General features: G+C 60.8%; 11 protein-coding genes. 10 read left to right on the top strand and 1 reads right to left on the bottom strand.

The features are described 5' to 3' along the window. Window positions 1–22: 22 nt before the first annotated feature. Genes ACQY5R_RS02175 through ACQY5R_RS02160 form a run of 4 tightly spaced genes read left to right on the top strand, consistent with a single transcriptional unit; the run spans window position 23 to window position 5284 of the window. Window positions 23–1276: a sarcosine oxidase subunit beta family protein gene (locus tag ACQY5R_RS02175; protein WP_428603926.1), complete on the top strand. Its 1254-nt coding sequence runs from the start codon at window positions 23–25 to the stop codon at window positions 1274–1276. A 16-nt stretch (window positions 1277–1292) separates the two neighbouring features. Beyond that, the gene (locus ACQY5R_RS02170; protein ID WP_428603924.1) at window positions 1293–1586 is read left to right on the top strand and encodes a sarcosine oxidase subunit delta family protein; all 294 of its coding nucleotides are present in this window, start codon (window positions 1293–1295) and stop codon (window positions 1584–1586) included. A 10-nt stretch (window positions 1587–1596) separates the two neighbouring features. Next, the gene (locus ACQY5R_RS02165) at window positions 1597–4623 is read left to right on the top strand and encodes a sarcosine oxidase subunit alpha (protein ID WP_428603922.1); all 3027 of its coding nucleotides are present in this window, start codon (window positions 1597–1599) and stop codon (window positions 4621–4623) included. Continuing rightward, on the top strand, window positions 4616–5284 hold the full coding sequence (locus tag ACQY5R_RS02160) for a sarcosine oxidase subunit gamma (protein WP_428603920.1): 669 nt from the start codon (window positions 4616–4618) through the stop codon (window positions 5282–5284). Before ACQY5R_RS02165 ends, ACQY5R_RS02160 begins: the two co-directional genes overlap by 8 nt. 59 nt (window positions 5285–5343) lie before the next feature. On the opposite strand, the gene folD is transcribed toward ACQY5R_RS02160, so the two are convergent. Continuing rightward, on the bottom strand, window positions 5344–6237 hold the full coding sequence (folD, locus tag ACQY5R_RS02155) for a bifunctional methylenetetrahydrofolate dehydrogenase/methenyltetrahydrofolate cyclohydrolase FolD (RefSeq protein ID WP_428603918.1): 894 nt from the start codon (window positions 6235–6237) through the stop codon (window positions 5344–5346). A 281-nt stretch (window positions 6238–6518) separates the two neighbouring features. Between folD and ACQY5R_RS02150 the strand changes: the two genes are divergently transcribed. The 6 genes from ACQY5R_RS02150 to ACQY5R_RS02125 are packed head-to-tail and all read left to right on the top strand — an operon-like array spanning window position 6519 to window position 12507. Next, entirely contained in the window at window positions 6519–7253 is a 735-nt protein-coding gene (locus ACQY5R_RS02150) for a corrinoid protein (protein ID WP_428603916.1), read from the top strand. Window positions 7254–7272: 19 nt separating this feature from the next. Further along, window positions 7273–7950, top strand: coding sequence for a DUF1638 domain-containing protein (locus tag ACQY5R_RS02145; protein ID WP_428603914.1), 678 nt, complete (start codon window positions 7273–7275; stop codon window positions 7948–7950). A 58-nt stretch (window positions 7951–8008) separates the two neighbouring features. Then, a complete protein-coding gene (locus ACQY5R_RS02140; protein ID WP_428603912.1) occupies window positions 8009–8521 on the top strand; it encodes a methylenetetrahydrofolate reductase C-terminal domain-containing protein in 513 nt (170 codons plus the stop codon). Further along, the gene (locus ACQY5R_RS02135; RefSeq protein WP_428603911.1) at window positions 8518–9534 is read left to right on the top strand and encodes a methylenetetrahydrofolate reductase; all 1017 of its coding nucleotides are present in this window, start codon (window positions 8518–8520) and stop codon (window positions 9532–9534) included. The genes ACQY5R_RS02140 and ACQY5R_RS02135 overlap by 4 nt, the downstream gene beginning before the upstream one ends. 2 nt (window positions 9535–9536) lie before the next feature. After that, the gene (locus ACQY5R_RS02130) at window positions 9537–10439 is read left to right on the top strand and encodes a dihydropteroate synthase (protein WP_428603909.1); all 903 of its coding nucleotides are present in this window, start codon (window positions 9537–9539) and stop codon (window positions 10437–10439) included. Beyond that, window positions 10432–12507 carry an ASKHA domain-containing protein gene (locus ACQY5R_RS02125; protein ID WP_428603907.1) on the top strand — a complete coding sequence of 692 codons (2076 nt, stop codon included), beginning with the start codon at window positions 10432–10434 and terminating at the stop codon, window positions 12505–12507. The genes ACQY5R_RS02130 and ACQY5R_RS02125 overlap by 8 nt, the downstream gene beginning before the upstream one ends. Window positions 12508–12549 lie beyond the last annotated feature (42 nt).

Genomic DNA, 12549 nt, shown 5'->3' with positions numbered 1-12549 from the left:
GGGTGAGACTGAGGACGAGACTATGCAGAAATATTCCGGTTTCGGGCTGCTGAAACATGCGCTCAGCTATCACGAAAACTGGCAACGGGTGTGGCGCAATCCCACGCCCAAGACCCATTACGACGTGATCATTGTCGGCGGTGGCGGGCACGGGCTGGCCACTGCCTACTACTTGGCCAAGGAGCACGGGATCACCAATGTGGCGGTGATCGAGAAAGGCTACCTGGGTGGCGGTAACACGGCGCGAAACACCACCATTGTGCGCTCCAACTACCTGTGGGACGAGGCCGCCCATCTGTATGAGCACGCGATGAAACTGTGGGAGGGGTTGTCCCAGGACCTGAACTACAACGTCATGTTTTCCCAGCGCGGAGTGCTCAATCTGGGACACACGCTGCAAGATATGCGGGATATCCAGCGGCGGGTCAACGCCAATCGTTTGAACGGTATTGACGGTGAGGTGCTGGATGCCAAGCAGGTGCAGGAGATCGTGCCGATCATGGATTGCTCGGCCAATCGACGCTATCCGGTGATGGGCGCCTCCTGGCAACCCCGGGGTGGCGTGGCACGACACGATGCGGTGGCCTGGGGTTTCGCCCGGGCGGCCGACCGGCTCGGTGTGGACCTGATCCAGCAGTGTGAAGTGGTGGATATACAGGTTGAGGATGGCGCCGCGACCGCGGTGGTCACCAAGCAACACGGTACCATCAAGGGGAACCGAATCGGCTGTGTGGTAGCGGGGAACTCCGGCGTGCTGGCGAAGATGGCCGGCTTCCGTTTACCGCTGGAATCCCATCCGTTGCAGGCCCTGGTTTCGGAGCCGATCAAGCCGGTGCTGGACACGGTGGTGATGTCCAATCATGTACACGGCTACATCTCCCAGGCGGACAAGGGCGACCTGGTGATCGGTGCCGGCATCGACGGCTACAACGGCTACGGTCAGCGCGGCTCTTACCCGACCATCGAGCACACCGTGCAGGCGATTGTGGAGCTGTTCCCGATCTTCAGTCGGGTGCGCATGAATCGTCAGTGGGGCGGCATTGTCGACACCTGCCCGGATGCCTGTCCGATCATCTCCGATACGCCGGTGGAGAACCTGTTCTTCAACTGCGGCTGGGGCACCGGCGGCTTCAAGGCGACACCGGGTTCGGGACATGTGTTCGCCGCTACCCTGGCCAAGGGTGAGGCGCATGAACTGGCCAAGCCCTTCTCTATGTACCGCTTCTACGACGGTGCGTTGATTGACGAGCACGGCGCCGCTGGCGTGGCCCACTGAGCGAAGGAGTACCGACATGTTCCATATCTACTGCCCCTACTGCGAAGAGTATCGCGAAGAGGAGGAGTTCCACGCCAAGGGTCAGGCGCACATCGCCCGGCCGCTGGATCCGGACAACTGCAGCGACCGGGAGTGGGGTGAGTTCCTCTACTTCCGGGACAATCCGCGTGGGCTTCATCATGAGTTGTGGGTACACGCCACCGGTTGTCGCAAGTTCTTCAATATCACCCGCGACACCCAGACCTACGAAATCAAGGAGACCTACAAAATAGGGGTTCAGCCCTCGGTCTCCGCCAACCCGGATCAATGAGGCGCTGACAATGACACAAAAAAATCGTCTCCAGTCTGGCGGACGCATCGATCGCACCCGTCCTCTGCCGTTTGAGTACAACGGAAAAAAATATACCGGATTTGCCGGCGACACCCTGGCCTCGGCCCTGCTGGCCAATGGCGTCGACCTGGTCGGGCGCAGTTTCAAGTACAGCCGGCCGCGCGGCATCATCGCCGCCGGTGCCGATGAGCCGAACGCCATTATGCAATTGGGTGCCAGTGAGGCGACCCAGGTCCCTAATGTGCGAGCCACCCAGCAAGAGCTTTACGAGGGGCTGGTGGCGAACTCCACCAACGGTTGGCCAAGCACCGAATTCGACCTGATGAGTTACCTTGGCAAGGTCGGCGGGCGCATGATGCCGCCCGGGTTCTACTACAAGACCTTCATGTACCCGCAGTCGATGTGGGACACCTACGAGAAGTACATCCGCAAGGCGGCCGGGTTGGGACGCTCGCCACTGGAGAATGATCCGGACCGCTACGATCACCTCAATCAACATGCCGATGTGATGGTGGTGGGTGGCGGACCCAGCGGTCTCAGCGCGGCGTTGGCCGCCGCACAGAGTGGGGCGCGCGTGATCCTGGCCGACGAGCAGGCTGAGTTCGGTGGCATGCTGCTGCACAGTGACGAGCAGATCGATGGCGTACCGGCCGATCAGTGGGTGGCGGACAGGGTGCGTGAACTGGCGGGGATGGAGAATGTGTTGCTATTGCCCCGTTCCACGGTCAACGGCTACCACGATCACAATTTTCTGACGATTCATCAACGCCTCACCGACCACCTGCTGGATCGTGCACCCGAGGGGCAGGTGCGTCAACGCCTGCACCGGGTGCGCGCGAAATGGGTGGTACTCGCCAGCGGGGCCATCGAACGACCGCTGGTCTACGGCAATAATGATCGGCCGGGCTGTATGCTGGCCTCGGCGGTATCCACCTACATCAAACGCTATGCCGTGGTGCCGGGTCAAAGGCTGGTGCTGATGACCACCAACGACTACGGTTACCGTGCCGCGTTTGATTGGCAGGATGCGGGACACAGGGTTGAGGCGATTGTGGATACCCGCACCGATCCGGACGGTGAGGCCGTGAGCATGGCGCGGGATCGCGGCTTGAACCTGATCACCGGCGCCGCGGTAATCGAGGTACTGGGTGGTAACCGGGTATCAGGCGTGGTGATCGCGGATATCGATGAGAGCGGTGAGCGGGTGACCGGTAGACCGTATAGCCTGGCGTGCGACACCGTGGCCAGCGCAGGCGGCTGGAGTCCGGCGGTGCACCTCTCCTGCCATACCGGCAGTCGTCCGGAGTGGCGTGACGACATTGCCGCCTTCGTGCCGGGCAAAACGGTACAGCAACAGCTGGTGGCCGGCGCGGTAAACGGCAGCTACTCGCTGGCGGCCTGCCTTGAAGAAGGCGCTCGCCAGGGAGTCCAGGCGGCGATTAATGCGGGTTTCGAGCTGGATCTGGAGCAGCTCTCCATTCCCTCGACCAAGCGCGTCGAGGAGTGGCCGGCCATGCCGCTGTTTCACGTGCCCCACACCAAGCCGACCAGTCGTGCACCCAAGCAGTTTGTGGATTACCAGACCGATGTCACCGCGGCGGCGGTGGAGCTGGCTACGCGGGAAGGCTTCGAGTCGATCGAGCATGTGAAACGTTATACCGCGATGGGGTTTGGTACCGATCAGGGCAAGCTGGGCAATATCAACGGCATGGCGATCGCCGCCAAGTCGCTGAACAAGAGCATCCCTGAGACCGGTACCACCATCTTCCGGCCCAACTATACCCCGATCACCTTCGGCGCCATTGCTGGGCGTCACTGTAACGAACTGTTTGATCCGAAACGCTTCACCGCCATGCAGCGTTGGCACGAACAGCACGGCGCCAAATTTGAGGATGTGGGGCAGTGGAAGCGCGCCTGGTATTTCCCCAAGCCGGGCGAAAGCATGCAGCAGGCTCTGGATCGTGAGTGTCGGGCTACCCGTGAAAGCGTGGGCATACTGGATGCCTCGACCCTGGGCAAGATCGATGTCCAGGGCAAGGATGCACGCGAGTTCCTGGGCCGGGTGTACAGTAATGCCTGGGCCAAGCTGGGGGTCGGTAAGTGTCGCTACGGCCTGATGTGCGGTGAGGACGGCATGGTGTTTGATGACGGCGTCACCTCCTGTCTGGCGGAGGATCACTTCCTGATGACCACTACCACCGGCGGGGCGGCCCGCGTGTTGGAGTGGCTGGAGCTGTATCACCAGACCGAGTGGCCGGAGCTGGAGGTCTATTTCAACACCGTGACCGACCACTGGGCCACCATGTCGATCGCCGGTCCGCGCAGTCGTGAACTGCTGGCCGAGCTGACCGACGATATCGATCTGCAGCCGGGTGCGTTCAACTTCATGGAGTGGCGCAGCGGTACCGTGGCCGGCGTGCCGGCGCGGGTGTTCCGCATCTCCTTCACCGGTGAACTCTCCTTTGAGATCAATGTACAGGCCAATTACGGCCTGTATGTGTGGGAGAAGCTGTTTAAACACGGCGAAAAGTACAACCTGACCCCCTACGGTACGGAGACGATGCATATTTTGCGTGCCGAGAAGGGGTTCATCATCGCCGGTCAGGACACCGACGGTTCGGTGACCCCGCTCGATCTCGGGATGGGCTGGTGTGTGGCCAATCAAAAACCGTTCAGCTATATCGGCAAGCGTGGTATGGCGCGTGAAGATTGCGTAAAGACGCAGCGCAAGCAGCTGGTCGGTCTGAAGAGTCGTGATCCCCAGGTGGTGATACCCGAGGGTTCACAGGCGGTGGATGATCCCCATCAGCCGGTGCCGATGCGCATGTTGGGGCATGTCACCTCCAGCTACTACAGCGCCAACCTGGAGCGCAGTATCGCCATGGGTTTTGTTCGTGGGGGGCACGATCGGATGGGCGATACGGTCTACTATCCACAGGCTGACGGTAGCGTCATCGAAGCCGAGATCTGCAGCCCGATCTTCCTGGATCCGAAAGGGGAGCGCCAGAATGTCTGATGTAAAAACACCGCAAGTGGAAGCCAAGAAAAAACTGGACGTGGTCGTGATGGATCAGTTACCTGGACCGGAGCCGCGTGCCGAGAGTCCGTTGCAGCATGCCAACCTGAATAGCCTGGCCGATACCGCAGCCCAATCCGCCGGGGTGCAGTTGAGGGAGCTGAAGCTGCTGGGCCACCTGGTGTTGCGCGGGAGCCGGGAGAATGCCTCGTTTGTGAAAGGCGTTGAGCGGGTGGTTGGCGTGGCACTGCCGGAGACGCTGCAGAGTGTGGAGCAGGATACCCGCTCCCTGTTCTGGATTTCACCCGATGAGTGGTTACTGCTGCTGCCGGGTGAGGAGGCGTTCGGGGTGGAGCAGCAGTTGCGCGACGCGATTGACGGACACTATGCGGTGGTCAATGTCTCCGGCGGCCAGACCCTGATTGAGTTGTCCGGGGAGCAGGCCGTGTCGGTGTTGAAAAAGAGCACCGGCTACGATGTGGATGCGCGCACCTTTCCAGTGGGAAAGGTGGTTACTACCACCTTCGCCAAGACCCAGGCGATTATCCGGCGCAGTGCCGAAACCCGCTGGGAGCTGGTGGTACGGCGTAGCTTTGCCGACTACCTCTGGCACTGGCTGCAGGATGCCAGTGCGGAGTATGGGTTGAGCGTGCAACGCTGATCCAACCGTTCATTGCCCCCTGCGGTATGAACCCCATGCCGCAGGGGGGCGGCTGTCGTTCAATGCGCCAGTACTGCCCATTCAGGGGCGGACATACCCTGCTGACGCAAGGCGGCCAGCAGGGTGTTGAGCAGCAGGCAGGCGATCGTCATCGGCCCAACGCCGCCAGGCACCGGGGTGATGGCGCCGGCTACTTCCACAGCCTCGCGGAAGGCCACATCTCCCACCAGCGCTGTTTTACCGTCTTCTCCGTGCTGTCGATTGATGCCGACGTCGATCAGGGTGGCGCCGGGTTTGATCCAGCTGCCCCGAACCAGCTCCGGTTGTCCGGCGGCCACTACCAGGATATCTGCTTGTCGACATAACTCGGCCAGATTCTGGCTGCGGGAATGGGCGGTAGTGACGGTGCAGTGTTGACTCAACAGCAGATGGCTCATCGGACGCCCAACCAGATGTGAACGCCCGATCACCAATGCCTGTTTTCCGGACAGGTCGCCGAGTTCATTGCGTAGCAGCACCAAGCAGCCCAGCGGAGTACAGGGGACGATGTTCGGATTGCCATCGGCCAGCCGGGCTGTATTCACCGGATGAAGACCATCCACATCCTTGTCCGGGGCGATACGGCTCAGTACCGCAACCGCGTCGATGTGGTCTGGCAGCGGGAGCTGCACCAGGATGCCGTGTACCCGGGCATCACCGTTCAGTTGCTCGATCAGCCGCAGCAACTGCTGTTGAGTGGTCGATTGTGGCAGCTTGTGCTCGAACGCCTGCATGCCGCACTCCTCAGTCTGTCGGGCCTTGCTGTGCACATAGCTCGCGCTGGCCGGGTCTTCCCCCACCAGCACCATAGCCAGTCCTGGGGAGATGCCGGGGGAGTGCAGTGCGGCAACCTGTTGGGTGATCTGCGTGCGCAGGGTCTGGGCCGCTGTTTTTCCGTCAATGATATGTGCCATCTGTCGCCTCATTTGGGTTTGCCGCCGCCTGGTTACGGATGCCTCGCCTTTGCGCTGATAATGCGCCGTTCCGAGGCCCTAGATTAGGGCTACCGGCCGCCCTGTTTTGTCTCCCCGGCGACGGGCATTTTACCCATCGCGACGGTGGCTTTTTTTTGTGTCGCTTTTCGGCAATCACGTGTCGCAACCGGTGGCTGCAGCGGGCACGGCCTATCAATAATCTTGGAAACTGTAAGCCGTAACAGCTTGCGGCGGGTTTTATTAATCACGGAGATCTGCACATGTCCAATAACGAAGAGCTGTACGACGAGGAAGATCTGGACCTCTCGACGCTGCCCGATGATGAACTCGTGGAGCAGATGTATGACGATCTGTACAACGGTATGCACGCGGAGATCGCCGAAGGGACGCAGATACTCCTGGATCGAGGCTGGTCGGCGGAGAAGGTGCTGTCTGATGCGCTGGTGGCCGGTATGGGGATCGTGGGTGTGGATTTCCGTGACGGTATCCTGTTTGTTCCCGAGGTGCTCTCCGCCGCCAATGCGATGAAGAGCGGTATGGAGATCCTGCGCCCGATTCTGGCGGATACCGGGGCGGAGTCGGTCGGCAAGATGGTAATCGGCACCGTAAAGGGCGATATCCACGATATCGGCAAGAACCTGGTGGCGATGATGATGGAAGGTGCCGGCTTCGAGGTGATCGATATCGGTATCAACATCCCGGTTGAGACCTACCTGGAGGCCCTGGAAACTCACAAGCCGGACATCCTCGGCATGTCTGCCCTGTTGACCACCACCATGCCCTACATGAAGGTGGTGATCGACACCATGAAGGAGAAGGGTATCCGTGACGACTACATCGTGCTGGTCGGTGGCGCGCCGCTGAACGAGGAGTTTGGTGAGGCGGTCGGCGCCGACGGCTACTGTCGTGATGCGGCGGTTGCCGTGGACATGGCCAAGGAACTGGTGGCCCAGCGTCGTAGCGCTGCGGCAATAGGCCGGGCGGCGATCGCCTGACAACGCCGGATCGGATGTCATGCCGTCGGGCGACCCATCCTCCGTACTGGCCGTTACCGATCGCGTGGAGCGGCAGGCGGCGGATGCTGTCCCGGGTGCGGTAATCATCACCTGTTCGGCGTTGCTGCGGGAGATCCAGGCGCTGATCAAGGCCAACGGCTGGACCCATCTGGAAGTGGCCTCGATCAGCGCGGAACTGCATAACCGCCCGGAACGGATTCCGGATGCGGTGGAGAAGCTGATTGATGCAGCGAGGGCACAAGGACAGCTGGTGTTTGTGGCCTACGGTGACTGCGGTACCGGCGGTCGGCTGGATACCCTGCTCGAGCGGGAGGGCGTGGAGCGTATCCCGGGCGCCCACTGTTATCAGTTCTATAGTGGCAGTGAGCAGTTCAGGCAGTTTGAAGAGGCGGAGCTCGGCACCTTCTACCTGACCGATTTTCTGGTGCGGCACTTTGATCGCCTGGTGATACGCGGTCTGGGACTGGACCGGAAGCCGGAGTTAGAACCGTTGCTGTTCGGACACTATCGGAAGTTGCTGTATTTGGCGCAGAGTGAGGATGAGGAGCTGCAGCAGCGAGCGCAGGCCGCTGCGCAACGGCTCGGATTGAGCTACGCGTATCACTATACGGGCAGCGGTGAACTGGGTCGTTCGTTACAACGATTTAACCGGCAGTTGAGGGTCGGGCTAAGCTGATTGCCCCGCTTCGGCACAACTATCCACTGGGCATAGCCAACACAGGCTGGAGGTATCCGTGTATTCCGTTCGACTCTGGACCACGCGCCACGCGCGACTGTTCGAGATTATCTACAACGTCTTTGAACCGATGATCACCCAACTGCATCCGTTGTGGAGGAATCTGGGTTACGAGCGGGTGGAGAAACCGGTTGGCAAGATTGAGGCGCTGTGTAAGGGACTATTGTTCGACTGCCAGATGTGCGGTCAATGCAAGCTCAGTTCCACCGGTATGTCCTGCACCATGAATTGCCCCAAGAACCTGCGCAACGGCCCCTGTGGTGGTGTACGCGGCAACGGCAATTGCGAAATCTATCCGCAGCGCCGCTGCGTGTGGGTGGAGGCTTGGAACGGCAGCCGGCAAATGCGCAACGGGGATGCCATCCTCACCGTACAGAAGCCAGTCAATTTCAGCTATCAGGGTAGTTCATCCTGGTTGCGTGTGGTGCGTGGCATTGTGAAAAGTCGTGAAGCCTCGAAACTCAAGCCACAATCTGTCGAGGCGAAACAGGCCGCGGAGAATGCACAGTGATTTTTGAAGATGAACCACTTGATCCGTGGCACCCGCTGCCGATTCTGCCCGGTCACATATCGCCGGGTCGTCTGGAACGGGTACTGCGTGCCGGGTACTTTACCGTCACTTCCGAATTGGCACCGCCTGACTCGGCCGATCCGGAAGAGGTGTACGCGCGCGCGCGGATATTCGACGGCTATGTTGACGGCATGAACGCCACCGACGGTTCCGGCGCCAACTGCCACATGTCGAGCGTCGCCATGTGCGCCCTGCTTACCCGCGTCGGCTACTCGCCGGTAATGCAGATCTCCTGTCGCGACAAAAACCGTATCGCCATTCAGGGCGATGTGCTGGGTGCCGCCGCGATGGGGGTCTCCAATGTCCTGTGCCTCAGTGGCGATGGGGTGCAGTCGGGGGATCATCCGGATGCCAAGCCGGTGTTCGACCTGGACAGTATGTCGCTGCTGGAGACCGTGCGTGGGATGCGCGACGAGTGCCAATTCCTTAGCGGTCGTACGATCACCGCACCGCCGCGGGTATTCCTTGGCGCCGCGGAGAACCCGTTTGCTCCGCCGTATGATTTTCGTGCGCTGCGGGTGGCCAAGAAGGTGAATGCCGGCGCGCAGTTTATCCAGACCCAGTACTGCTACGACATCCCGCGTTTCAAGACCTTTATGGCGCAGCTGCGCGATATGGGCGTCCTGGAACGCTGTTACATCTTGCCCGGGGTTGGGCCGCTGGCTTCGGCCAGGGCGGCGGAGTGGATTCGCACCAACGTTCCGGGGATTCACATCCCGGATGAGGTGATCAAACGGCTGGCCGGTGCCGAGAAGCAGAAACAGGAAGGCAAGCAGTTGTGCATCGAGTTGATTCAGGAACTGCGGGAGATCGAAGGCGTCAGTGGTGTCCATGTGATGGCCTACCGTCAAGAAGAGACGGTGGCCGAGATTATCGATCGCTCCGGCGTGCTGCAGGGGCGTCAGCCCTGGTACCCGGGACGTGGCCATGAATTACAGAAGGAGAGTGCATAACAATGACCGATACTATCGTCAGCTCGGCCACCAAAGAGGTGGTGCTGGGGTTCGAGCGCCCATTTGTCATCATCGGAGAACGTATCAATCCAACCGGGCGTAAGATCCTGGCGGCGGAGATGAAGGAGGGGGACTACAGCCGAGTGGAAGCCGATGCGCGTGCGCAGATTGAGGCCGGAGCCCACATGCTGGATGTGAATGCCGGCATCCCGCTGGCCGATGAGCCGAGGATCCTCGCCGAGGTGATCCAACTGGTACAGTCGATCACCGATACCCCGCTGTGCATTGACTCGTCGATCATCGCTGCGCTGCAGGCCGGGCTGGAAGTGTACCAGGGTAAGGCGCTGGTCAATTCGGTAACCGGTGAAGATGAGCAGATGGAGCAGGTGTTGCCGCTGGTCAAAAAGTATGGCGCCGCCGTAGTGGCGATCTCCAACGACGAGACCGGCATTTCGCAGGATCCGAATGTGCGTTTTGACGTGGCGAAGAAGATTGTTGAGCGTGCGGCCGATTACGGCATCCCCGCCTGCGATGTGGTGGTGGATCCGCTGGTGATGCCGGTGGGTGCTGTGAACACCGCCGGCAAGCAGGCACTGCAGCTGATTCACCGCCTGCGCACCGAACTGAAGGTGAACACCACCTGCGGTGCCTCCAATATCAGCTTCGGTTTGCCCAATCGTGACGGCGTCAACGGCGCATTTCTCAGCATGGCGATCCATGCCGGCATGACTTCGGCGATCGCCAATCCAATGCATAAGGAGGTGATCAACGCCACCCTGGGTGCGGATGTGATGATGGGACGTGATCCGGACTGCATGAATTGGATCAAGCGTTTCCGCGAGCCAGCCGCTGAGGGTGATACCGCCGGGCGTGGCCGCCGGCCGAGTCGTCGCCGTCGTGCCTGAGAAAGCCATCGTCGTCTTTACCCCCTCCGGCCTGCGGGGTGAATTCCCCGTGGGCACCACGGTGCTGCAGGCAGCGCAGCAACTGGGAGTGGATCTGGAGACAGTCTGCGGCGGTCACGGGGTGTGCGGGACCTGCCGGATTACGCACGCCGTCGGCGCCTTTTCCAAACACGGTATCGAGTCACGTGAAGCGCATCTCTCACCGCCCTCGGAGACGGAGATGTTCGAATATGAGGAGGTACTGGAAGCGGGACTGAGACTGGGATGTTGCGCGCAGATACGCGGTGACCTGGTGATCGATATCCCCTCCGACAGCCAGACCCATCAGCAGCACGTGGTCAAGCAGGCGGCCGATTGCCACATCAATCACGACCCGGCGGTCAAGCTTTATAGCACCTGGGTGGCGCTGCCGGATCTTCGGGAGCCGGCCTCCGATATCACCCGCCTGCAGCAGGCGCTGGCGGTGGATTACCATTTTTCCGATCTGGCGTTTGACTTCAGTCTGCTGGAGACGCTGCAATCGGTATTGAACGTGGTTCAGGACAAGCGGGCTGACGGTTCATCATCGATGGTGCAGGTAACGGTGGCCATCTACTATCCGATGCAGGGGCAGCCGCGAATGATCGCCGTCTGGCCGGGGCAGAAGAGTGATGCCTACGGTCTGGCCGTGGATCTGGGTTCCACCACCATTGCCGCCCATCTGTGTGATCTGCACAACGGCCAGGTGGTGGCTACCGCTTCCATGATGAATCCGCAGATCCGCTTCGGTGAAGACCTGATGAGCCGGGTCTCCTACGTGATGATGAACGAAGGCGGCGCGCGAGAGATGACCCGGCAGGTGCGGCAGGCATTCAACGAGTTGGCGCGGCAGGCGGCGTCGCAGGCCGGCATTCAGGTGGTGGATATCCTGGAGTTGAGCGTGGTGTGCAATCCCATCATGCATCATCTGTTACTGGGCATCGACCCCACCCCGCTGGGTTCGGCGCCGTTTAATCTAGCGGTGGATCAGGCGCTGGCGTTGCACGCGGATCAGCTGGAGCTGAATCTGCACCCCGCAGCGCGTCTGTTCGTATTGCCCTGTTTGGCCGGACATATCGGTGCGGATACTGCCGGGGTGATCCTGGCTGAGAGACCGGATCTGGCGGAAGAGATGACCCTGTTGGTGGATGTGGGTACCAATGCGGAGATCGTGCTGGGAAATCGTCACCGCCTGATGGCTGCCTCCAGTCCCACGGGGCCGGCGTTTGAGGGGGCACAGATCAGTTGCGGACAGCGTGCAGCCACCGGCGCGGTGGAACGGGTACGCATCGACCGGGAAACGCTGGAACCCCGTTTTAAGGTGATTGGTTGCGAACTGTGGTCGGATGAGCCCGGATTCGAGGCGGCGACGGCCAATATCAGTGTCAGCGGAGTCTGCGGTTCGGGGATTATTGAGCTGATCGCCGAACTGTTCCTGGCTGGTGTGATCGACGCCGACGGCGTGATAGATCCGGCGATGGCACAGAAGAGTGAACGGGTGGTGCAGGATGGTCGCACCTTTGCCTATGACCTGCACCACGGTAGTAAACGTCTACGTCTGACTCAGAATGATGTCCGTGCCATTCAGCTGGCGAAAGCGGCTTTGTATGCCGGGATCAGGTTGCTGATGGACCGCATGGGCGTTGAGCGGGTGGAGCGGATCGGCCTGGCCGGTGCCTTCGGTTCGCATATCGATGTGAAGTACGCCATGATCCTGGGCCTGATCCCGGACTGCGAGCTGACCCAGGTGGGTTCGGTGGGTAATGCCGCCGGCACCGGTGCACGTATCGCCCTGCTCAACCGGGACTCCCGTATGCGTATCGAGCAGGTGCTGCGGGCGGTGGAGAAGGTGGAGACCGCCATGGAGCCCCGCTTCCAGGAACACTTCGTCTCGGCCATGGGATTGCCCCATAGTCGGGATCAGTTCGTTCAACTGCAACAGGTAGTGGCCCTGCCTGAGAAGAAGGTTCAAGCCAGCGGTCGCAATGACAGGCGTGAACAACGCGGGCGGGAGCGTCGGCGGCGTCAGCAGACGATCAATTACCACTGAGTGACGACGATATGGCTTGACGGCTGGTAGAAAACCCGCTGC

Origin of the sequence: Sedimenticola sp., assembly GCF_050289425.1 — a bacterium.
GTDB lineage: Bacteria > Pseudomonadota > Gammaproteobacteria > Chromatiales > Chromatiaceae > Sedimenticola.
The sequence above is the reverse complement of the archived record's forward strand: the minus strand, read 5'-3'. Positions and strand labels throughout refer to the sequence as shown.